The 21,694-nt window shown below is 60.3% G+C and carries 23 protein-coding genes, 1 tRNA gene and 1 pseudogene; 9 read left to right on the top strand and 16 right to left on the bottom strand.

Translation table 11 applies throughout. From position 1 onward, the window contains the following. Positions 1 to 50 precede the first annotated feature (50 nt). Both R6G97_RS24350 and R6G97_RS24345 read left to right on the top strand, forming a co-directional pair. Positions 51 to 1,070, top strand: coding sequence for an outer membrane protein assembly factor BamD (locus R6G97_RS24350; protein ID WP_043209657.1), 1,020 nt, complete (start codon positions 51 to 53; stop codon positions 1,068 to 1,070). 93 nt (positions 1,071 to 1,163) lie between these two features. Beyond that, entirely contained in the window at positions 1,164 to 1,394 is a 231-nt protein-coding gene (locus R6G97_RS24345; RefSeq protein ID WP_043209659.1) for a PP0621 family protein, read from the top strand. 95 nt (positions 1,395 to 1,489) lie between these two features. Here R6G97_RS24345 and thiO read toward each other — a convergent pair whose 3' ends face one another. From thiO to R6G97_RS25050, 5 genes are read right to left on the bottom strand one after another with little or no spacing between them, the layout of a single operon-like run. Next, positions 1,490 to 2,587 carry a glycine oxidase ThiO gene (thiO, locus tag R6G97_RS24340; RefSeq protein ID WP_317847645.1) on the bottom strand — a complete coding sequence of 366 codons (1,098 nt, stop codon included), beginning with the start codon at positions 2,585 to 2,587 and terminating at the stop codon, positions 1,490 to 1,492. A 34-nt stretch (positions 2,588 to 2,621) separates the two neighbouring features. Next, positions 2,622 to 3,020: a type IV pilin protein gene (locus R6G97_RS24335; protein ID WP_043209663.1), complete on the bottom strand. Its 399-nt coding sequence runs from the start codon at positions 3,018 to 3,020 to the stop codon at positions 2,622 to 2,624. A gap of 1 nt (position 3,021) precedes the next feature. Next, positions 3,022 to 3,507, bottom strand: coding sequence for a hypothetical protein (locus R6G97_RS24330; RefSeq protein ID WP_090346939.1), 486 nt, complete (start codon positions 3,505 to 3,507; stop codon positions 3,022 to 3,024). After that, the gene (locus R6G97_RS24325; RefSeq protein WP_043209667.1) at positions 3,504 to 4,172 is read right to left on the bottom strand and encodes a PilW family protein; all 669 of its coding nucleotides are present in this window, start codon (positions 4,170 to 4,172) and stop codon (positions 3,504 to 3,506) included. The genes R6G97_RS24330 and R6G97_RS24325 overlap by 4 nt, the downstream gene beginning before the upstream one ends. Then, positions 4,169 to 4,516, bottom strand: a complete 348-nt coding sequence (locus tag R6G97_RS25050; protein ID WP_148921582.1) for a type IV pilus modification PilV family protein — start codon at positions 4,514 to 4,516, stop codon at positions 4,169 to 4,171. The genes R6G97_RS24325 and R6G97_RS25050 overlap by 4 nt, the downstream gene beginning before the upstream one ends. 108 nt (positions 4,517 to 4,624) lie before the next feature. Here R6G97_RS25050 and R6G97_RS24315 point away from each other — a divergent pair, with 108 nt between their 5' ends. After that, positions 4,625 to 5,116, top strand: a complete 492-nt coding sequence (locus tag R6G97_RS24315) for a GspH/FimT family pseudopilin (protein WP_182816442.1) — start codon at positions 4,625 to 4,627, stop codon at positions 5,114 to 5,116. Here R6G97_RS24315 and ispH read toward each other — a convergent pair whose 3' ends face one another. From ispH to murJ, 6 genes are all read right to left on the bottom strand, one after another. Continuing rightward, positions 5,117 to 6,064: a 4-hydroxy-3-methylbut-2-enyl diphosphate reductase gene (gene ispH / locus R6G97_RS24310; RefSeq protein ID WP_043209670.1), complete on the bottom strand. Its 948-nt coding sequence runs from the start codon at positions 6,062 to 6,064 to the stop codon at positions 5,117 to 5,119. A 14-nt stretch (positions 6,065 to 6,078) separates the two neighbouring features. Then, entirely contained in the window at positions 6,079 to 6,516 is a 438-nt protein-coding gene (gene fkpB / locus R6G97_RS24305) for an FKBP-type peptidyl-prolyl cis-trans isomerase (protein ID WP_043209672.1), read from the bottom strand. Further along, positions 6,509 to 7,024, bottom strand: a complete 516-nt coding sequence (lspA, locus tag R6G97_RS24300; RefSeq protein WP_043209674.1) for a signal peptidase II — start codon at positions 7,022 to 7,024, stop codon at positions 6,509 to 6,511. The genes fkpB and lspA overlap by 8 nt, the downstream gene beginning before the upstream one ends. Then, on the bottom strand, positions 7,017 to 9,848 hold the full coding sequence (gene ileS, locus R6G97_RS24295) for an isoleucine--tRNA ligase (RefSeq protein WP_090346938.1): 2,832 nt from the start codon (positions 9,846 to 9,848) through the stop codon (positions 7,017 to 7,019). Before ileS ends, lspA begins: the two co-directional genes overlap by 8 nt. After that, positions 9,845 to 10,795, bottom strand: a complete 951-nt coding sequence (ribF, locus tag R6G97_RS24290) for a bifunctional riboflavin kinase/FAD synthetase (RefSeq protein ID WP_182816446.1) — start codon at positions 10,793 to 10,795, stop codon at positions 9,845 to 9,847. The genes ileS and ribF overlap by 4 nt, the downstream gene beginning before the upstream one ends. Positions 10,796 to 10,913: 118 nt before the next feature. Further along, entirely contained in the window at positions 10,914 to 12,452 is a 1,539-nt protein-coding gene (gene murJ, locus R6G97_RS24285) for a murein biosynthesis integral membrane protein MurJ (RefSeq protein WP_090346937.1), read from the bottom strand. 250 nt (positions 12,453 to 12,702) lie between these two features. On the opposite strand from murJ, the gene rpsT reads away from it, so the two are divergent. Next, on the top strand, positions 12,703 to 12,981 hold the full coding sequence (gene rpsT, locus R6G97_RS24280; RefSeq protein ID WP_010220592.1) for a 30S ribosomal protein S20: 279 nt from the start codon (positions 12,703 to 12,705) through the stop codon (positions 12,979 to 12,981). Between the two features lie 152 nt (positions 12,982 to 13,133). On the opposite strand, the gene R6G97_RS24275 is transcribed toward rpsT, so the two are convergent. From R6G97_RS24275 to R6G97_RS24265, 3 genes are read right to left on the bottom strand one after another with little or no spacing between them, the layout of a single operon-like run. Next, the gene (locus R6G97_RS24275; protein WP_102081568.1) at positions 13,134 to 15,434 is read right to left on the bottom strand and encodes a PqiB family protein; all 2,301 of its coding nucleotides are present in this window, start codon (positions 15,432 to 15,434) and stop codon (positions 13,134 to 13,136) included. After that, positions 15,427 to 16,050: a paraquat-inducible protein A gene (locus R6G97_RS24270; RefSeq protein ID WP_090346945.1), complete on the bottom strand. Its 624-nt coding sequence runs from the start codon at positions 16,048 to 16,050 to the stop codon at positions 15,427 to 15,429. Before R6G97_RS24270 ends, R6G97_RS24275 begins: the two co-directional genes overlap by 8 nt. Continuing rightward, positions 16,037 to 16,696: a paraquat-inducible protein A gene (locus R6G97_RS24265; RefSeq protein WP_043209687.1), complete on the bottom strand. Its 660-nt coding sequence runs from the start codon at positions 16,694 to 16,696 to the stop codon at positions 16,037 to 16,039. Before R6G97_RS24265 ends, R6G97_RS24270 begins: the two co-directional genes overlap by 14 nt. 250 nt (positions 16,697 to 16,946) lie before the next feature. Here R6G97_RS24265 and R6G97_RS24260 point away from each other — a divergent pair. Beyond that, positions 16,947 to 17,057: pseudogene (locus R6G97_RS24260) on the top strand (IS3 family transposase); the annotation flags it as partial. Further along, positions 17,050 to 17,595, top strand: coding sequence for a recombinase family protein (locus R6G97_RS24255; RefSeq protein ID WP_317847644.1), 546 nt, complete (start codon positions 17,050 to 17,052; stop codon positions 17,593 to 17,595). The pseudogene R6G97_RS24260 and the gene R6G97_RS24255, both read left to right, overlap by 8 nt. A 174-nt stretch (positions 17,596 to 17,769) precedes the next feature. Here the strand turns inward: R6G97_RS24255 and R6G97_RS24250 are convergent, their stop codons facing one another. Further along, positions 17,770 to 19,194 carry a hypothetical protein gene (locus R6G97_RS24250; protein ID WP_317847643.1) on the bottom strand — a complete coding sequence of 475 codons (1,425 nt, stop codon included), beginning with the start codon at positions 19,192 to 19,194 and terminating at the stop codon, positions 17,770 to 17,772. Positions 19,195 to 19,356: 162 nt separating this feature from the next. Here R6G97_RS24250 and R6G97_RS25045 point away from each other — a divergent pair, with 162 nt between their 5' ends. Next, complete coding sequence (locus R6G97_RS25045) at positions 19,357 to 19,566, top strand: HEAT repeat domain-containing protein (protein WP_442800210.1); 210 nt, start codon at positions 19,357 to 19,359, stop codon at positions 19,564 to 19,566. A gap of 116 nt (positions 19,567 to 19,682) precedes the next feature. Here the strand turns inward: R6G97_RS25045 and R6G97_RS24245 are convergent. Continuing rightward, a tRNA-Ser gene (locus R6G97_RS24245) sits at positions 19,683 to 19,772 on the bottom strand. A gap of 289 nt (positions 19,773 to 20,061) precedes the next feature. Between R6G97_RS24245 and R6G97_RS24240 the strand changes: the two genes are divergently transcribed. Together R6G97_RS24240 and R6G97_RS24235 are read left to right on the top strand one after the other, a co-directional pair. Then, entirely contained in the window at positions 20,062 to 20,751 is a 690-nt protein-coding gene (locus R6G97_RS24240; protein ID WP_043209808.1) for a crotonase/enoyl-CoA hydratase family protein, read from the top strand. 137 nt (positions 20,752 to 20,888) lie between these two features. Further along, the gene (locus tag R6G97_RS24235; protein ID WP_043209806.1) at positions 20,889 to 21,608 is read left to right on the top strand and encodes a lysophospholipid acyltransferase family protein; all 720 of its coding nucleotides are present in this window, start codon (positions 20,889 to 20,891) and stop codon (positions 21,606 to 21,608) included. Positions 21,609 to 21,694 lie beyond the last annotated feature (86 nt).

The following is a 21,694-nucleotide window of genomic DNA, read 5'->3' as shown; positions in this document are numbered from 1 at the left end:
ACAGGACGGCACCGCCCAAGACAGCGGCCGTCAAAGGGACGCAAGCCGCCATGCAAGTGAAACACCTGCTGCTGATCGCCATTCTCGGGCTCACCGCTGCCTGTTCCTCCAACAAGGAAGTCGTCGACGAGAACCTCAGCGAGGCCGAGCTGTACCAGCAGGCGCAGGCCGACCTGGACAACCACAGCTATACCAGCGCCGTGAACAAGCTCAAGGCCCTGGAATCGCGCTACCCGTTCGGCCGCTACGCCGACCAGGCACAGCTGGAACTGATCTACGCCAACTACAAGAATGCCGAGCCGGAGGCTGCCAAATCCGCCGCCGAGCGCTTCATCCGCCTGCACCCGCAGCACCCGAACGTCGATTATGCCTATTACCTCAAGGGCCTGACCTCGTTCGACCAGGACCGCGGCCTGCTGGCGCGCTTCCTGCCACTGGACATGACCAAGCGTGACCCAGGTGCGGCCCGCGACTCCTACAACGAGTTCGCCCAGCTGACCAGCCGCTTCCCCAACAGCCGCTACTCGCCGGACGCCAAGCAGCGCATGATCTACCTGCGCAACCTGCTGGCTTCCTACGAAATTCACGTCGCCGACTACTACCTGAGCCGTCAGGCTTATGTGGCCGCCGCCAACCGTGGCCGCTACGTGGTCGAGAACTTCCAGGAAACCCCATCGGTCGGCGACGGCCTGGCCGTAATGGTCGAGGCCTACCAGCGCCTGCACCTGGACGAACTGGCTGCCACCAGCCTGGAAACCCTCAAGCTCAACTACCCGGACCACCCGAGCCTGGTCGACGGTCAATTCCAGCCCAAGCAGGAAGAAGCCGACAACCGCTCCTGGCTGTCCAAGGCCACCCTGGGCCTGATCGAAACCGAGACCCCGCTGCCGCCGGGCGAAACCCGCGCCAACCAGGACGTGGTCAAGCAGTTCCAGGATGCGCGTTCGGAGATGCCTGAAGAGCTGCTGCCCAAGGACGAGGACGGCAACCCGATCCTGCCGGAAGGCCCGAAAGAAGCCGAAAAAGACCGCTCGTGGTTCAGCTACATGACCTTTGGTCTGTTCGACTGATATCACGCGCAACAGAAAGGGAGGCCCAAGGCCTCCCTTTTTTATTGGCTGCGCCCTAGACTGTCGGTCTTTCCTCTCGACAAACTGGACACCATGGTTCGTCTACTTTTCTGGATCGCCGTGATCGGCGCTGCGTTCTGGCTGTGGCGCAAATTCAACGCCAGCCAGCAGTCTTCCTCCGAGCCCAAGCTCGATGACCCGCTGAAGATGGTGCGCTGCGCCCACTGCGGCGTGCACCTACCCAACGATCGCGCATTGCGACGGGGCAATGACTGGTATTGCAGCCAGGCTCATCTGGAGCAAGGGCCAGGGCAACAGCGCTGAGGTCGATCGTTGGCTGTGCGGAACAACTGCCTCGTGCTGGCGCCGACCTATTCGCGGATAAACGCGCTCCCACAGATCCTGCGGGAGCTGCGAAGTCAAACCAGACGCGCACCTGGCGCATAAGGCACCGGATCGATGATCGGCTGACCGCCGGTCAACAGGTCGGTGAACAGCTGGCACGATGCGGGCGCCAGCACCAGCCCATTGCGGTAATGCCCGCAGTTCAACCACAGCCCTTCGTGCCCCGGCACTGGCCCGATATAGGGAATCCCTTCCGGCGAGCCAGGGCGCAGGCCAGCCCAATGTGCTACCACTTCGGCATTCGCCAAGGCCGGCAATAGCTCCACCGCCGAAGCCTTGAGGCTTTCCAGCGCCTCGTTGGTGGGAGTCTTGTCGTATCCGGCGTGCTCGAGGGTACTGCCCACCAGGATGTGCCCGTCACGACGCGGAATGGCATAGCGCCCTTTGGCCAGGACCATGCTCGGCAAGAAGTCTTCGGCGCACTTGAACAGGATCATCTGCCCCTTCACCGGCTCCACCGGCAGTTCAAACCCCAGTGTACGCAGCAGGTCGCCACTCCAGGCACCGGCACTGAGCACCACCTCGTCCGCCGTCAGCACGCCCTCGGCAGTGTGTACGCCAGTGATGCGGCCACCTTCCTGGCAGAACCCGCTGACCGGGCAATGCTCGCGTAGGGTCACATTGGGCATCGCCAGCAATGCAGCCTTGAGTGACTTCACCAAGCGCGGGTTACGCACATTGGCCACCCCCGCCATGTAGATGGCGCGCTTGAAGCCAGGGCCAAGCACCGGTACTGCATCGTATGCCGCAGAGATATCCACAGCGCTCAACGGCCGCTGCTCGCGCTGAGCCCAGTCCAGGGCTTCGGCTTCGTCGTCCAGGTCCAGCCAGTACAGGCCGGTGGTATGCACTTGCGGATCGATGCCGGTAGAGGTGAACAGGCGCTCACCCAATTGTGGATAGAAGTCCTGCGACCAGTGCGCCAGGGCCGTTACCGCCGGGCTGTAGCGCCAGGGGTACAGCGGCGAGACGATACCGCCGCCGGCCCAGGACGACTCGCGCCCCACCTCACCCTGATCGCATACCACCACCTGGTCGACCTTCGGCGCCAGGTTGAACGCCGTCAGCAGCCCGATCACCCCACCACCGACAACCACTACTTGCTTGCTCATCTGTCGATCCACTAGCTGAATTAAATCCGGGCCTTCAACGCCCCCAGCAATCTTCGGCCGGCATGCCGGCACCCGGATTGCCACGCACTCCAGCCTGATCGAGCTGGAAGTCGCCACAACGATCGTCAACCATCATGCCCTCGGGCAGGCGCCTGGCGAGCAGCACGAAGCTGTCGTCGTCACGTTGCGCCAGCAAGCGGTAATAGCGTGTGCCGACAGGCAAAGGCGGTACCTGAGGGTCAGGATCGGCGTACTGTCCAGTACGCGCTCTGTGGCGTTCCAGACGCAGGGCTGCGTCCTGCAGCAGGCCAATCACTTCGCTTCGCGCGGCACGCCTGAGCTGGTCGCTGTAACTGGGGTAGGCAATGGCTGCCAGAATGCCGGTCACCGCCAGCACAATCAACAATTCGATCAGGCCAAGGCCTCGCTGCATGTCACTGTTCCCTCAATCGTTGGCGCCATACGATGCGCTGGGCGCGCGTCTTTTGCCCTGCCTCAACGGCGTAGATTGCTTCCAGCACATGCCGCGCCGTCAGGTGCTGGCTCACCGCCGTGACCCTGAACAGGCGCACAGGGATGTCTTCGGGGACATGTACCGCCCGAGTGCTTTCACCCAGGTTCTGCAAAAAGAAAAAACCCTGCTCCGCTCGCTGCCATGCCGCCTCCCCGCCCCGCACATCATGGGCTTCGGCGGGCGGCGCACAGGGCGGCGCGCAGGGCCTTGGCGGCGCCCGCAGCAAGCGGTCACGGCCCTCCAGCAAGGTTGCCTCTGCCTGCTCCAGTGCTTGGGCACTGACCAGCAGTTGAGCAGTCGAGCGCGCCAGCCGCAGGGCGTCGTGCAGCGCCGATGCCGCCAGCAGCCCCAAGAGCAGACTCAGCAGCAGTCCGGTCAGAAGGACGATACCCCGTTGGCGCCTCATGACTCGGGCAACCGGTTGCGCAGGGCCACACTCATCTCATGCCGCAGCTCGATCTGGTGGCGCGGATCGAACAACGTGAGCTGCACATCGACGCGCCCGCCCTCTTGCGTCGGCACCAGCGTGGCGCGCAGGTCACGCACCTGATCGATCAGCGTCTGGGACTGGCTGCCACGCACCAACCGCAAATCATTACCCTGCAGTTGGTAGGCAATGCGCTGGAGGGGGAACAGCAGCGCATCGGATCGCGCGCTGACGTCGCGCGGGTTACTCACCTGGGCCCAGCTCAGGCAATCGGTCAGCAGTACCCAGTCCGCTTGTCGCCCGGTACCGGGTAATTGCTCACCGACCAGGTTCAGGCTCTCCAGGCGTCCGCCCCCGGTTCGGGCGATGCGCACAGGCTGGGCGAAGGCGGCGGCTGCCGCCGGGCTGTCGAAGGTGATGGCGTCGTGACGCAGGCAGCCCAACATACCGGCCGAACGGATGTCCTGAGCCATGCGATGCAACGCCAGCCGGGCGTCATCCTGCAGTCGTGCCGTGGCGGCCTGCGCTTGCCAAGCCTGATAGGTGGACACGAACACCTGGCTCGCCGTCCCCAGCAGTACCAGCCCGATCGTCAGCGCCAGCAAGGCCTCGAGCAACCCGTAGCCTGCCTGGGTATGCCTCATGGCGATACCCTGCCCCGCAAGCTGATGAGCGCCTGGCCTGACCTGTGAATTTCCAACGACCAGGTTTCACCGGCGCCCGTCGCCCGACCTTGCGCCGAAGCACCCAGCAGCCGGCGAATCCGGCCTTGCCAATCCGCCCGCTCGGCCTCCGGCAGGACACCGACCGCCCTGCCGCGCTCCAACAACCCTTGCGCCAAATAGACCGCCTGGCTGTCACGCCGCGCCTCGTCACTTATCTGCAACCCGCGCAATTGTTGAGCCGCGGCAGCGAACAACCCCAGCGCCAACACAGTCATCGTCAACAGCACTTCCAGCAGCGTTATGCCGCGCTCCCTCGCTTGCATCCTTCCCTCCTGGGAATTTTCCTGCTCTTGCTCTCCAAATCTGCCGACTGGACGCCCTGTCCGTCGGCCTCGAAGCTACAGCGAAGCACGTCCTGGGAGAAATGCACGGTGCAGCAACGTGGAGCAACACTGATACAAATGATGTGCGCCTTGGCGCTGATCAGCCTTCTGGCACAAGTTGGATTGCCGGCCTACGCCAATCTCAGTCACGACCTGCACCAAGCCGCCGCGGCCCGCTACTTGGCGCAAGCACTGCGTAGCGCACGCAGCCATGCCGTGCTACAGCAGCAAGCGGTACAGGTACAAGCGTTGGAGGGGGACTGGGGTCTGGGCTGGCGTACACACCTGGCACACAACGGGCAACTACTGCACGAGCAACGCCTTGCGCGCAGGCTCGAGATCGCCAGCAATGTGGATAAAGAGGTGACATTCAGCGGCCTGGGCGTTCCGCTGCGGGGCAATCGCGGGTTTCTCGGGGCTACGTTGGAGATTTGCCCACGCACGGAGCAAACGAGCCGGTATTGGGTGGTGTTGGCACCCAGCGGCAGGGTCGACCTGCGCACCGGAACGAGAGACTCGTCACGGTGCGCAGGCGCCTGATCAGATCAGCGAGCGAACCCGCAGTTCCTTGGGCATGGAGAAGGTGATGTTCTCTTCCCGGCCATCGAGCTCTTCAGCGCCGGTGGCGCCCCAGGCACGCAGTTGTTCGATCACGCCACGCACCAGCACTTCGGGAGCCGAGGCACCAGCGGTGATGCCGATACGGGCCACGCCCTCGAACCAGCCTTGCTGCAGGTCCTCGGCACCGTCGATGAGGTACGCCGGGGTCCCCATGCGTTCGGCCAGCTCGCGAAGGCGGTTGGAGTTGGAACTGTTGGGGCTGCCGACCACCAGTACCACGTCACACTCATCGGCAAGCTGCTTGACGGCGTCCTGACGGTTTTGCGTGGCATAGCAGATGTCGTCCTTGCGCGGACCACCGATGTTCGGGAAGCGCGCACGCAGGGCGTCGATGACACGGCTGGTGTCATCCATCGACAGAGTCGTCTGGGTCACGAAGGCCAGGTGCTCGGGATCGCGAACCTGAAGGTTGGCGACATCGTCCTCATCCTCGACCAGGTAGATCGCGCCGCCATTGCTGGCGTCGTACTGGCCCATGGTGCCCTCGACTTCCGGATGCCCGGCATGGCCGATGAGAATGCACTCCTTGCCATCGCGACTGTACTTGGCCACCTCGATGTGAACCTTGGTCACCAGCGGGCAGGTGGCGTCGAACACCTTCAGCCCCCGGCCGGCCGCTTCCTGGCGCACGGCCTGGGAAACACCATGGGCGCTGAAGATGACGATGACGTCGTCCGGCACCTGGTCGAGCTCTTCGACGAAGATGGCCCCGCGGTTGCGCAGGTCCTCGACCACGAACTTGTTGTGCACCACTTCATGACGCACATAGATCGGCGGGCCGAAGACTTCCAGGGCGCGGTTGACGATCTCGATCGCCCGGTCGACCCCCGCGCAGAATCCGCGAGGGTTGGCGAGTTTGATTTGCATGCTCGGCTCCAGGCTTACAGGGCCTTGACCTCGAGGATCTCCACCTCGAAAGTCAGGGTCTTGCCAGCCAGTGGGTGATTGAAATCGATGGTCACCTGGTCGTCGTCGAACGCCTTGACCACGCCAGGCAGCTCGGCGTTGGCGGCGTCGTTGAAGATCACCAGCAAGCCTTCGGACAACTCCATGTCAACGAATTGCGAGCGCGGCATGACCTGTACGTTCTGCGGGTTCGGCTGGCCGAAGGCGTTCTCAGGGACGATGGTCAGCGTACGCTTGTCACCGGCCTTGAAGCCGAACAGCGCGGTTTCAAAGCCTGGCAGCAGATTACCGTCGCCCACCTTGAAGGTGGCTGGTGCCTTGTCGAACGTGCTGTCGACGGTGTCGCCGTTTTCCAGGTGCAGCGCGAAGTGCAGGGTGACTTCAGTGTTCTGACCGATACGGGTTTCAGTCATGGACAGGCTCTCCGGACTTCTTGCTCTTGAACATATCCAGCGCCAGCATCACCGCACCAACGGTGATAGCGCTGTCGGCCAGGTTGAAGGCCGGGAAATACCAACGGTTCTGCCAGTGCACCAGGATGAAGTCGACCACGTGGCCCAGCACAATGCGGTCGTACAGGTTGCCCAGCGCACCACCGAGCACCAGCGCCAAGGCCACGGCCAGCCAGGTGTCGTTGCGCCCCAGGCGCTTGAGCCAGACCACCAGCACCGCACTGACCACCACCGCGATCAGGGCGAACAGCCAGCGCTGCCAGCCGGAGCTGTCGGCCAGGAAGCTGAATGCAGCACCAGTGTTGTAGGCCAGGGTCCAGCTGAAGTAATCGGGGATGACCACGATCTGCTGGTACAGCTTAAGGGCACCCTCGAAATAGACCTTGGTGGCCTGGTCAAGGACCAGGACCACCAGGCTCAGCCAGAGCCAGGCAAGGCGCCCCAAGCGCCCCGCTGCAGGATTAGGCATAGTGGCGCACCTCGCCGGAACCGCTGAGGTTGTCTACGCAGCGGCCGCAGATTTCCGGATGCTCCGGGTGGCTGCCGACGTCGGCGCGGAAGTGCCAGCAACGGCCGCACTTGGCATGGCCGGACTTGACGACTTTCAGCTTGAGGCCTTCGACTTCGGTTGTCACGGCATCGGCCGGCGCCTGGACGAACGGCACCACGCTGGCGGCGGAAGTGATCAGCACGAAGCGCAGTTCATCGCCCAGTTTGGCCAGGTCGGCGCTCAGGCCTTCTTCGGCGAACAGGGTGACTTCAGCCTGCAGGTTGCCACCGATGGCCTTGGCCGCGCGCTGGTTCTCCAGCTCCTTGTTGACCGCTGCCTTGACCGCCATGACGCGATCCCAGTAGGCGCGATCCAGCTCGAAGCCTTCCGGCAGCTCGGACAGCCCTTGGTACCAAGTGTTGAGCATCACCGACTCGTTGCGCTCGCCTGGCAGGTACTGCCAGATCTCGTCGGCGGTGAACGCCAGGATCGGGGCGATCCAGCGCACCAGGGCCTCGCTGATGTGGTACAGCGCGGTCTGGCAGGAGCGTCGGGCGACACTGTTGGCGCCGGTGGTGTACTGGCGGTCCTTGATGATGTCGAGGTAGAAGCCACCCAGCTCCTGAACGCAGAAGTTGTGCACCTTGGAGTAGACGTTCCAGAAACGGTACTCGCTGTAGTGCTCTTCGAGTTCGCGCTGCAGCAGCAAGGTGCGGTCGACGGCCCAGCGGTCCAGCGCCAGCATGTCGTCGGCCGGCAGCAGGTCACGGGCCGGGTCGAAGCCGGACAGGTTGGAAAGCAGGAAGCGCGCGGTGTTACGGATACGACGGTAGGCGTCGGCGCTACGCTGCAGGATCTGCTCGGAGACCGCCATTTCGCCGGAATAGTCGGTGGCCGAGACCCACAGGCGCAGGATATCGGCACCCAGGGTGTCGTTGACCTTCTGTGGCTCGATGGTGTTGCCCAGCGACTTGGACATCTTGCGGCCGCTCTCGTCCACGGTGAAGCCGTGGGTCAGCAGTTCGCGATATGGCGCATGGTTGTCGATGGCGCAGCCGGTCAGCAAGGAAGAGTGGAACCAGCCGCGGTGCTGGTCGGAGCCTTCCAGGTACAGGTCGGCGCGCGGGCCGGTCGAATGGCCGATATCGTGGGAACCACGCAGCACATGCCAGTGGGTGGTGCCGGAGTCGAACCAGACGTCCAGGGTGTCGGAGATCTTGTCGTACTGGCCGGCTTCTTCACCGAGCAATTCAGCGGCATCCAGCTTGAACCACGCCTCGATGCCTTCCTTCTCGACGCGCTTGGCCACTTCTTCCATCAGCTCGACGGTGCGCGGGTGCAGCTCGCCGGTCTGCTTGTCGAGGAAGAACGGAATCGGCACGCCCCAGTTGCGCTGACGCGAGATGCACCAGTCAGGGCGATTGGCGATCATCGCGTGCAGGCGGGCCTGGCCCCAGGACGGCACGAACTTGGTGTCTTCGATGGCCTTGAGGGCACGCTCACGCAGCGGCTCGCCGGTGGTGGGCTGCTTGTCCATGCCGACGAACCATTGGGCGGTGGCGCGGTAGATCAGCGGGGTCTTGTGACGCCAGCAGTGCATATAGCTGTGGCTGATGGTCTCAGTGTGCATCAGCGCGCCGACTTCGCTCAGCTTGTCGACGATGGCCGGGTTGGCCTTCCAGATGAACTGGCCGCCGAAGAACGGCAGCGACTCGACATACACGCCGTTGCTCTGCACCGGGGTGAGGATGTCTTCGTTGACCATGCCATAGCGCTTGCAGGTGACGAAGTCGTCTTCACCGTAGGCTGGCGAGGAGTGCACCACGCCGGTACCGGCGCCCAGTTCGACGTAGTCGGCCAGGTAGATCGGCGACAGGCGGTCGTAGAACGGGTGACGGAAATTGATCAGTTCAAGTGCCGAACCCGGCGCGGTGGCGATCACCGAACCTTCCAGGTTGTAGCGCTTGAGGCAGGACTCGACCAGTTCTTCGGCCAGCACCAGCAGGCGCTCGCCGGTGTCGACCAGGGCGTAGTTGAACTCCGGGTGGATATTCAGCGCCTGGTTGGCCGGGATGGTCCAAGGGGTGGTGGTCCAGATGACGATGGCGGCGGGCTTGGCGAGGCTGGCCAGGCCGAAGGCGGCAGCCAGCTTGTCGGCATCGGCGACCGGGAAGGCCACGTCGATGGTCTGGGATTTCTTGTCGGCATACTCGACTTCGGCCTCGGCCAGGGCCGATCCGCAGTCGAAACACCAGTTCACAGGCTTGAGGCCCTTGAACACGAAACCTTGCTTGACCATCTCGGCCAGGGCACGGATTTCACCAGCCTCGTTGGCAAAGTTCATGGTCTTGTAGGGGTTGTCCCAGTCGCCCAGCACACCCAGGCGGATGAACTCGGTCTTCTGGCCTTCGATCTGCTCGGCGGCGTACTCACGGCACAGTTCGCGGGTGCGGTCTGCGGTCAGGTGCTTGCCGTGGGTGACCTCGACCTTGTGCTCGATCGGCAGGCCGTGGCAGTCCCAGCCCGGTACGTAGGGCGCATCGAAGCCCGACAGGGTCTTGGAACGGACGATCATGTCCTTGAGGATCTTGTTCAGCGCATGACCGATATGAATCTTGCCGTTGGCATAGGGCGGGCCGTCATGGAGGACGAACTTCGGACGATCCTTGCCAATTTCACGCAGCTTCTGGTACAGGCCAATGCTGTCCCAGCGCTGCAGGATCTGCGGTTCGCGCTGAGGCAGGCCGGCCTTCATCGGGAAGGCGGTGTCCGGAAGGTTAAGCGTGGCTTTGTAGTCGGTCATTTCAGGCTCTTCGTTAGCGGTTGAGCGTGCCAATGGGCACGTGCGGCGGCGATGTCCGCGTCGATCGCCGACTTCAGCGCCTCCAGGGAGGCGAAACGCTGCTCCTCGCGCAGCTTCTGGTGGAACTCCACCGTCAGGCACCGGCCATACAGATCGCCGGCGAAATCCAAAAGATGAATCTCCAGGTGGGGACGGCCATCACCGGCGACGGTGGGACGAACCCCGATGTTGGCGACACCTGGCCAGACCTTGCCGTCGATCTCGGCGCTGGTCAGGTAGACGCCGCTCAGCGGCACGCGGCGGCGCTTGAGCTGGATATTGGCGGTGGGGGTGCCGAGCTGGCGCGCCAGCTTCTGGCCGTGCAACACCCGGCCGGTTATACGGTAGGGGCGGCCCAGCAGGTGCGCAGCCAGCTCGAAATCGGCTTGGGCCAACGCCTTGCGCACCTCGGTGCTGCTCACCCGCAGTCCGTCCTGGATGACGGTGTTGGCCGCCTCCACGCTGAAACCGTATTGATGCCCGGCCTCGACCAGGAAGGCGAAGTCGCCGGCGCGGTCGCAGCCGAAGCGGAAATCGTCACCCACTTCGAGGTGGCGCACACCCAGGCCGTCGACCAGGATGGCCTTGACGAACTCTTGGGCGCTGAGCTGGCTCAGGCGCTGGTTGAAGGCCAGGCACAGGACCCGATCGATACCCTCGGCAGCCAGCAGTTCGACCTTGTCGCGCAGCCGGGCCAGGCGAGCAGGTGCGGTATCGGGGGCGAAGTATTCACGTGGTTGAGGCTCGAAGATCACCACGCAGGTTGGCAGGCCAAGCGCCTGCCCACGCTCGCGCAGGCGCGCCAGGATTGCCTGGTGGCCACGGTGAACCCCGTCGAAGTTGCCAATGGTGGCGACACAGCCCCGGTGCTCGGGGCGCAGGTTGTGAAGACCTCGAACCAGCTGCATAACGCGCTTCTTGCTCATAAAGTGGCCGATTATAACCACACCCGGGCGCCGGTGACAGGCAGCAGCGCCAGGGGGTGACGTGGAATGCGAAAAACCGACGTCTGACCCGACATCGGCCTTAGTGCAAGGCCTTGCGGGCAAAATGCCGAGGCCGGAACCCGCACAGGAACAGGCAACCGAAGTAGGTCACCACACCCGCGAAGATCAATGCCCCTAGACGCAGGAATCGCTCAGGCATCCCGCCCTGCTCCCAGGCTGGCATGTAATGCATGCCAGCCAGCAGCACACCGGACATCAGGCCCACCGCCAGTACCAGCTTGCACAGAAACACCGCCCAGCCCGGCTGCGGCTGGAACAACTGCTGGCTGCGCAGCTTCCAGTACAGCAAACCGGCATTCAGGCAAGCCCCAAGACTGATCGCCAGGGCAAGGCCCGCATGCTGCAACGGACCGATCAGGGCCAGGTTGAGCAGTTGGGTGCAGACCAAGGTGAAGATCGCGATCTTCACCGGCGTACGGATATTCTGCTGCGCATAGAAGCCCGGGGCCAGCACCTTGACGAGAATCAGCGCGAGCAGGCCGACCGAATAGGCGATCAGGGCGCGCTGGGTCATGGCAGCATCGAACGCAGTGAACTTGCCGTACTGGAACAGCGCGACGGTCAGCGGCTCGGCGAGAATGCCCAGGGCCAAGGTGCAAGGCAGCACCAGCAAGAAGCACAGACGCAGCCCCCAATCGAGAATCCGCGAATACTCGTGCCGGTCACGATTGGCGTAGGTCTTGGCCAGGGTCGGCAGCAAGATGGTGCCCAGCGCTACGCCCAGCACGCCGGAGGGCAACTCCATGAGGCGGTCGGCGTAGTACATCCAGGACACCGAACCGGCCACCAGGAAGGAGGCGAAGATTGTGTTGATGATCAGCGAGATTTGGCTGACGGACACTCCGAGGATCGCCGGCAGCATCTGCTTGAGCACACGCCAGACGCCGGTGTCGCGCAGGTTCAGCCGCGGCAGCACGAGCATACCGATCTTCTTCAATGCCGGCAGTTGGTACAGCAGCTGCGCCAGCCCCCCGGCAAGCACACCCCAGGCCAAGGCCATGATGGGTGGATCAAAATACGGGGTGAGCAGCACGGCGAAGGCGATCATGGCGACGTTCAACAGCGTCGGGGTGAAGGCCGGCACCGAAAAACGGTTCCAGGTATTGAGGATCGCCCCGGCCAGCGAGGAAAGCGAGATCAGCAATATATAAGGAAATGTCACCCGCAGCAGGGCGGTGGTGAGCTCGTATTTTTCGGCACTGTCGACGAAGCCCGGAGCGGTCACCCAGACCACCCAGGGCGCGGCGAGAATTCCCAGGGCGGTGACCAGAGCCAGTGCCAGGGTCAGCAGGCCGCTGACGTAGGCAATGAACGTGCGGGTCGCTTCCTCACCCTGCTGAGTCTTGTACTCCGCCAGAATCGGCACGAACGCCTGCGAGAACGCACCTTCGGCGAAGATCCGGCGCAGCAGGTTGGGCAGCTTAAAGGCGATGAAAAAGGCATCGGTCGCGATACCGGCGCCGAAAACCCGCGCCAGGATGGTGTCGCGTATGAACCCGAGTACCCGGGAGATCATGGTGATGGAACTGACGGCGGCCAGGGATTTGAGCAGGTTCATGGAAAAATTTCACGCCAGGGACGGAGGGCGCTGCCAGAAAGCGCCCGAATGTGCGATACTTCCGCGCCGTTGAAGGGGAAGCCAAAACTCCCGAGTTTACAGGTCGCTGCGCAGAAAGGAATCATTCCTTCACGCTCGCGAACCGCTCGGCGGAACCCTCAAGGTGGCCTTGACAACCGTTCGACTGATCGGCATGATTCGCGGCCTATTTTGTTTGCTATTTACCTAAAGTCTTTCGAGGAGCTCGACGGTGGCCAACTCACCTTCCGCCAAGAAACGTGCAAAACAGGCTGAGAAGCGTCGCAGCCACAACGCCAGCCTGCGTTCCATGGTCCGCACCTACATCAAGAATGTAGTCAAGGCCATCGACGCAAAAGACGCCGAAAAAGCGCAAGCCGCCTACACCCTGGCTGTGCCTGTTATCGACCGTATGGCCGACAAAGGCATCATCCACAAGAACAAGGCTGCTCGCCACAAAGGCCGTCTGAATGGCCACATCAAGGCGCTGAAAGAAGCTGCAGCTGCCTAAGCGATGCGCTTGTCGAAAAACCGACCCTAGGGTCGGTTTTTTATTGCCTGCGATTTGAGCCAATGAAAAGGGCCGCAGTGAGACCCCGTCACCACGCAACGCGCCGAGCCTTGCATGGTGACAGGGCCGCACTGCGGCCCCTTTTGCACGTACTATTTGCCGATCTGGATCTTCGGCGCCCACAGCAGCCATTCATCCTCAGGCTTGTCGAACAGGGCGAAGGTCTGTTGCGGCCGGGCTGGACTGCCCATCTTGTCGCCATCGGGCGTCGCGAAGGCAATCCCGCCATCGATAAGCGTCTCCAAGGACTCGGTGCGAACCGTGGCGCCCTTGAACAGGCCCCAGTCGAAGCCAAAGCCGCTGCTATTCCAGAACCGGCTCCCACCACGCACCAAGGCCGCGTAGCGAGGCTCGATAAGGATGTGGATAAGGACACGATCAGCGGTCTGCCCCAGCTCGAAGCCCGTCACCTTGCCCACTGTCACCTCACGATAGGTCACCGGCACGCCGGGCTTGATGGATCCACGACGCGGTGCACTGAGGGTCAGCGGCAAGCCGACCTCCGGCTCGGTCAGCTCGGGCGCCTCGGGCAAGGCGATAAAGTCGCGCTGCGGCCCCTTGGACTTCAACGCTGGCAGCACCTCAAGGTAGAGCCCGCCAACCAGGGTATCGAGGTTTTCGGTACGCACTAGGCCAAAGGCCGGCTTGACCACCCAGAACTGGGTACCAACCCGGGCGATGCGGTCCTGGGCTCCGGTGATGCGCGCCCGCAGCAGCACAGCCTGCAGGTCGGACGTCAGGTCGACGCTTTCCACACTCCCCACATCCAGGCCGCGGAAGCGGATAGGCGTGCCTGGCTTAAGGCCATCGGCGCGATCCACACGAATGGTGATCAGGGTACCCGCACGATCCGCGGCCTCCTGATTGTCGTGCAGGCGGAAGCGGGGAATGCGCCGTTTCAAAGGCACATCAGCCTTTGGCGTATCGAATGCCACACCACCTGCCATGAGCGTCTGCAGCGATTCACTCTTGACCTTGATCCCCGAAAGATCGCCAGACAAGGTGATGCCACTGGCATTCCAGAAGCGCGAGGAGCCGTTGACCAGATGGGCGTACTCCTTCTCGATATGCACGCCAATCAGGATGCGCTTGCTGTTGCGAGCAAACTGGTAGCTTTGCACGCTACCGACCTTGACCTGGCGATACATCACCGGGCTTCCGACTTCCAGCGAGCCCAGGTTATCGGCAAACAGCACCATGTGCAGGCCTGGCGCTTTCAGGTCCAACGGTGGCGCCTTCGGGCGCGCCTCGAACTCGCGCTGTGGCTTGGCGCCCTTCTCGCCTGGACGTATGGCGATATAGTTGCCTTTGACCAAGGCTTCCAGGCCCGTGATACCGGCCAGCGAAATGGAAGGCTTGACCACCCAGAACTGCGTCCCTTCGACCAGGTAGTCTTCGGCCAGCGGGTCGAGTGTCAACTCGGCCGTGGCGCTGGTCAGGTCGTCCGCGATCTTCATCGTCTTCAACGACCCCACCTGGATACCTTTGTACATGACAGGGGTACGCCCAGCCTGCAGGCCTTCGTAGTCGGTCAGCTTGACCTTGATACGGATACCCGCCTGAGCAGCGTCGAAGTCCTCGTACAGACGGAAAGGCAGGCTGGGGTCGGTGGGAGGACTGTCCTTGCGGTATTCGGGAGTGGCAAAGGCGATGCCCCCGGCGACAATGCTGGCCAAGGATTCACTGCGCACCTTCACACCCGATAGATCCGCATCGATGCTGATGCCACTGGCATTCCAGAATCGTGTGTGCTTGCGCACCAGATTCGCGTAGGCCGGCTCAATGAACACTTTGATCTCTACCGTGTCCTGGTCTTCGGAAAGGCGGTAGCTCTTCACCCGGCCGACCTGGATCTGCTTGTAGAAAATAGGGCTGTCGCGATTGAGCGAGCCCAGACGATCGGCCTTGAGGGTCAGGTGCAGGCCCGGCTCGCTATCGGACAACGGCGGTGCCTCGGAGAGGGCGGTAAAGCGCTTGGTCTTCTCCCCCTCACCGGGGCTGACGGCAATGTAGTTACCTGAAACCAGCGTTTCCAGCCCTGTGATCCCTGCCAGGCTGACGCTCGGCTTCACCAGCCAGAAGCGCGTCCCGGTGGTCAGATGCGGCTCGGCCTCCTTCCTCATCTCGATGGTGGCGATGACACCCGTATTGCTTCCTTTGGCATCGAGCACCAAGGCCTTCACCTTGCCAACGGACATGCCCTTGTAGATGACTTCGGTCTTGTTGGCGACGATGCCTTCACCGGACAGGAAACGAACCTGGATATCTACCCCTGAATCACGATAGGCCTGCCAAGCCAGCCAGCCACCTATCAGCAAGGCAATCAGCGGCAAAATCCATATCGCCGACCAGTTCGAAGCTGGGCGGGTTTTAGCCGTAGGCATGTCACTCATGGTCGTTATCCGACTCCGTGTTATCCCAAATCAGTCGGGGATCGAAAGTTAAAGCTGCAAGCATCGTCAGTATCACCACAGAGGCGAAGGCGACGGCGCCCAAGTTGGCTTCGACGCTGGCAATACGGCCGAAATTCACCACCGCCACCAAGATGGCGATGACGAAGATATCCAGCATGGACCAGCGGCCAATGAACTCGATGAAGCGGTACATCAGGATCCGCTGACGCGCCGACAGCGGTTGATGACGTTGCACCGAATACAACAACAGCCCGATACCCACCAGCTTGAAGGTGGGCACCAGAATACTGGCAATGAACACCACGGCGGCGATAGGCAACATGCCGTGCTTGAGCAGGGTGATGACTCCAGACATGATCGTGTCCGGGCTGCCCTGCCCCAGCGCGCTGACTGTCATGATCGGCAACACGTTGGCGGGAATATAGAGAATGGACGCGGTGATCAGAAGCGCCCAAGTGCGCACGATACTGTTGGGGCGCCGTGCATGCACGGTGGCGCCGCAACGGGTACAGGACTGCGCATCACTGCCAGATGCCTGCCGGTTCAGCTCATGACACTCATTACAGACCAAGATGCCTGCATCAATCGCCCGCATGCTCATCCTCCCCCGACAACGCACTCCAGATCTGATGTGGTGACATCACTACCTCCAGCCATACCTGGACCAATAACAAACTGATGAAACAAAACAGCCCCAGGCCTATGGTCAGTTCCGCAAGATCGACCAGTTTGACGATGGCAACCAGCACCCCCATGAAGTAGACCTCGAGCATGCCCCAGTCACGCAGGTGGTGATAAATACGATAGAAGAGCAATCCGTAACTTCGTCCGATATCTAGGCGAATGCTCAACAGAACCAGTAATTGGCAGAGAAGCTTGAGCAATGGGATCGCCATGCTGCATAGGAACACGACGACTGCCACGCCGCGCATATTCGAGTTGAATAGGCCTAGCACACCACTCCAGACAGTGTCGTCCGACGTCTGACCGAGCAAGTGCAGCTGCATGATGGGCAGAAAGTTGGCGGGCACATAGAGCAGCAAGGCCGTCAACACCAACGCAAGGCTGCGATTGACCACGTTGTGACGATGAGCATAAAGCTCGTAGCCACACCGCGGGCAATGTGCCTTTTCGTCATTCTGTAGCACCGGCTTACGCATCAACAGGTCGCATTCGTGGCAAGCCACGAGCTTATCCAGCGGCAAATGGGCCAGCGCTTCGGAGTCGACAGGATTAGGCATATCGAAATTCTGAATAGATGAATGGAGGCTATTCTAGTGCTCTGACTCAAATTGTGGGAGATGATGGCCATGGGGATGGCTCTGGGTGCCGGACCGCTTGCTAGTGGAGCGTAGCGGTCGGCACCAGAAAAGACAAAACCCCTACCTGCTCGCGCAGATAGGGGTTTTGCGAAATGAATCTTGACGATGACCTACTCTCACATGGGGAAGCCCCACACTACCATCGGCGATGCATCGTTTCACTACTGAGTTCGATTACATCGAGATGTTCTATAACCCTAAACGCCGACACAGCAGTGCTATGCAGCTGTCTCCAGTAGAGTATGAGAAACGCTATTTCCTGAGCTTGGAGAGTGTCTAGAAAACCAGGGGCGATTCAAACCACAGAGAATCAAATCCAAGAAATCAAAGCAGCCGGATTCGATCTGCAACCACAACGAGCAATCGAAGAAACGATCAGCGGCAGCACCAGCACTAGCGAACGTGCAGGCTTCAACAAGTTGTTGGAGCGCATGGAATCAGGTGACGTATTGGTTGTCACCAAGCTCGATAGGCTTGGGCGAAACGCCATTGATGTGCAATCGACCGTTGAGTTTCTGGAAGGGAAAGGAATAAGGGTCCACTGCTTGGCGTTGGGTGGTGTCGATCTGACCAGCGCGGCCGGTAAAATGACAATGGGTGTATTAGCTGCTGTCGCTCAATTTGAGCGTGATTTGTTGATTGAACGCACACAAGCAGGCTTGCAAAGGGCAAAAGCCGGAGGGACCAAACTCGGTCGCCCAGTGGCGACATCCGTGAAGGATGTGCAAAACCTCAAAGCCGAGGGATTATCACAATCTGCCGTAGCAAAACACCTAGAAGTAAGCCTGTCTACAGTGAAGCGGTTATGGACAAAATAACCGGACACACCTTCTAGGAGGCCTTTTTAGCTATACCCCCACCCCAGGGAGGGGGTGAAAAGCTGATGGTACCTAATTGGCAACTAGTTGCGAGGGTCCCTGCCATGAAGCATTCAATTGCAAGTGGTGAAATTATCTCTTGCAAAACTGGAAAACCATCTGCGACATCAAAAACTAGTTTTCCGGAATTGGATCAGCCAAGTTTCGAACCGGGAAACCATATGAGTAATAGTCAAAATAATAGTCCGACGAAACAGTGATTGACAAAATCAACCGATCCAGCATAACACGCAAAACTTTGTTTCCGCGTATTATGTCAATCGGATCGCTATCAGAGCGATCATTACCATGTGCAGCATCATTTCTATGCTGCCAGGCAGACAGTTCAACCTCCCCGATTGAAATCCCCAATGCATCAAGAAATCGCTCCATTACCACCTTCTGTGGCGCACGATTCAAACCTTCAAGCTGCCTATTAATGAGTTCCAGTTCATGGGGCGATATACTTTTAGATTCCAGCAATAGACGAATCTCATCTCGGAGCTTTCGCCATTCCGCTTTGGGCAAGATAACACCTAGTGACAGCTTCCCGAAAACCTCCATGTATTTCTTTTGCAAGAACTCAATCGCCGCACCAAAATGAACAGCAGCCACGTGATAGGGCGCACACTGGGCATGCCAATACTGCCAAAAAAGAGTTCTTAGGTTCAGTCGATCATAATTTTCGTATAACGCACGTATGACCTTAACAGTTACATCTGGATCAAGCTCACCTTGGTATTTGAACCCTAATGGTGCAGGCGGCATTCTACCAAGCTCAAACACCCGCCCTCCAATACTGTATGCGCTTATCGATTTCGTGTATGCAAGATAGCCTGCACTGGAAAATCCCGCAGACCCCATATGCACTAAATACATACCAAGCGCGAATGATACGCACCCCAATATTTTCAAGCGAACATCATCAGAGACATCACCTTTGTACAGCAGATATCCTCGTTTATCTGGCTCGCTACGCTCCCCCCTGGTACGCCCAACAACAACATCTATTCCGTTCACAGAAAAGCAAAAGCACGCCCTACCAAATCGGTGCTTAGAATCATTCGTCACCAAGCTTAAGAAATCATCCCCCCATTCGCTACTAGTAGAACTTTCAAGCTTAACTTCATGCTTATGCGGCCATATGATATCACCGTCATCCATATTCAAAACCCAGTCAACTTTATAGTCAACCGAGACATTAGGAATAACGACTTCCACATAAGAAATCGTAGACTCTTGTTTAGTTAAAGACTTACCGGAAATGTAGTCATTCGACTTGACACTAGAGAAAGGACTTATACCAACAACACGACCCAAACACCCAGAGACGTCTTCAAGCACTATTGAATCAATGTTATTTCTAACCGTGCCCGACACATGCTTAACACCCTGTGATTCAGAATCACCAGCAGACTCCGTAGATAACAATATTTCAAACTTTGGTCCCCGCCTAACTGAAAACCCTGTAATCGGCCCATACAATGGACCTGAATCAATAACCTTGAAACGTGAGGGCGTGACAACCTTCTCGAAACTTTCCCACTCCCAGACTTCCACAATAACCTCCGAACGTTTCTAAGCGCGCCATCATGAATTGATACAGGAAATGAGAACAAAATGGAATCATGCCTAGATGCAGAATAAGTAGTTATCGTTTTTTTGCACGGACACTCCGTTGTCAGGGTAGACTTGTAATCCCCCAATCCAAAGGAACGTCGCATGGACAAGCAACAAGCCTTTAAGGCCCTCGTATCGACACTGAATGACCGCACTCAGAATGCTGAGGTTCGTGCTGGGGCAGCGCGCGGACTAGGCCATATAGGCGGGCCTGATGCGTGTGCAGAATTAGCCAAGGCAGTAAATGACCGCACTCAGAATGCCGAGGTTCGTACGGCGGCAGCGGAAGCGCTAGGACGCGCAGCAGGCTAGACCAGGAACGCCCTGCCATTGTTCTGGGGCAGAAATGGCGCTGGATAGAATTGCTGGGTAGAACCCAGAATAGAAAAAGCCCCGCAAACCATTGATTTGCGGGGCTTTTCTGAAAGTGGCGGTGAAGAAGGGATTTGAACCCTTGATACGATTTCTCGTATACACACTTTCCAGGCGTGCTCCTTCGACCACTCGGACACTTCACCGGATCTCTTCAAGCAGTTCAGCCTGTCGAGGCGCGCTAATTTAGTAGAAGCCTTTTCCTTTGGCAAGTATTTTTTTCAGAATTTTCATGCGCTTAAGCCAATTGGCCAAAACAACGGGCCTGCCAGGGCAATGCTGCCAATCTGGCCAGTGCTTTTACAGCCCATGTTGCCCCTGCCCCGTCGCGGCAAGGGGCGCGGCCCAGACGCTGACCGACCGGTCAGCCTTATCGCTTTACCTGACCGGCGTCGCTGGGTACCGTCGTCGCCACGTCACCCAAAGGACTCTGTCATGAGCGAGCTGATTACCTACCATGCCGAAGACGGCATCGCCACCCTGACCCTGAACAACGGCAAGGTCAATGCCATCTCGCCGGATCTCATCGCCGCCTTCAATGCCGCCTTGGACCGCGCCGTGCAAGAGCGCGCCGTGGTGATCATCACCGGCCAGCCGGGCATTCTCTCCGGCGGCTACGACCTCAAGGTGATGACCAGCGGCCCGAAGGAAGCCGTCGGCCTGGTCACCTTGGGCTCCACCCTGAGCCGTCGCCTGCTCAGCCACCCCTTCCCGGTGGTGGTCGCCTGCCCGGGCAACGCCGTGGCCAAGGGCGCGTTCCTGCTGTTGTCAGGGGACTACCGTATCGGTGTCGAGGGCCCCTACAAGATCTGCCTGAACGAAGTGCAGATCGGCATGACCATGCACCACGCCGGCATCGAGCTGGCCCGTGACCGTCTACGCCGTTCGGCCTTCCATCGTGCGGTGATCAATGCCGAAGTGTTCGACCCGCATGCCGCGGTGGATGCAGGCTTCCTCGACAAAGTGGTGCCCGCTGAACAACTGCAGGAGGCTGCCCTGGCTGCCGCCCGCGAGTTGAAGAAGATCAACATGCTGGCGCATAAAAACACCAAGCTGAAGGTGCGCAAAGACCTGCTCGAGACGTTGGACAACGCCATCTTGCTGGACCAGCAACAAATGGGTTGAGTCGACAGCGCCTTTCACAAACGCGAGCCCGCGCGCCTCTAGCCGCGGGCTTTGCCATGACACAACACCCAAAGGTTTGCCCCAGGCAGTGCACACCCGTACACTGCGCCGCGACTGTCTGGTGTGTGAGTCGTCCCATGCTCTATATGCTCCGCATGCTCCTTCTGGCACTGCATTTTCTGTTCGTCGGCGTGGCGGGTCTGGTCATCGGCCTGTGCCGGCCGTTCAACCCCGATAATAGCCGCCTGTTCGCCCGCCTCTACAGCCTGCCTGCCGCCTGGCTGATGCGGATCAAGGTCAAGGCCGAGGTCGGCCCGTTGTGGGACCAACCACCCGGCTGCGTCATCGTTGCCAATCATCAGTCCAACTTCGACCTGTTCATCCTCGGCCAGGTGGTACCGCAACGCACCGTGGCCATCGGCAAGAAGAGCCTGGGCTGGATCCCCCTGTTCGGCCAGCTGTTCTGGCTTGGCGGCAACGTGCTGGTGGATCGCAAGAATGCCTACCAGGCGCGCAAGGCCATGCAGGTGACCACCCGCATCTTGCGTAACGACACCTCGATCTGGATCTTCCCCGAGGGCACCCGCAACCCCGGCGAGCACTTGCTGGCCTTCAAGAAAGGCGCGTTCCACATGGCCGTCGAGGCCGGTGTGCCCATCGTGCCGGTATGCGTCAGTCGCTACTCCAAGCGCCTGGGCCTGAACAGCTGGCGCCAGCGCACAGTGATCGTGCGCTCGCTGCCACCGATCGCTACTGCCGGCCTGAGCCAGCAGGATCTGCCGGTACTGATCGAGCAATGCCGCACGCAGATGCAGCAGTGCATCGACCGCATGGAGGGCGAGCTGGCGCAAAGCTGATTCGCTCGGCAATGCGCTCGACGCCCTCAGCGACACAGGCGATGGTTGCTCTATGACGTGACTGAGCCCAAGCTGTATCGGGTGTT

The organism is Pseudomonas sp. HTZ2 (assembly GCF_033173945.1).
GTDB lineage: Bacteria > Pseudomonadota > Gammaproteobacteria > Pseudomonadales > Pseudomonadaceae > Aquipseudomonas > Aquipseudomonas guariconensis.
This window is presented reverse-complemented; position numbering and strand designations above follow the sequence as displayed.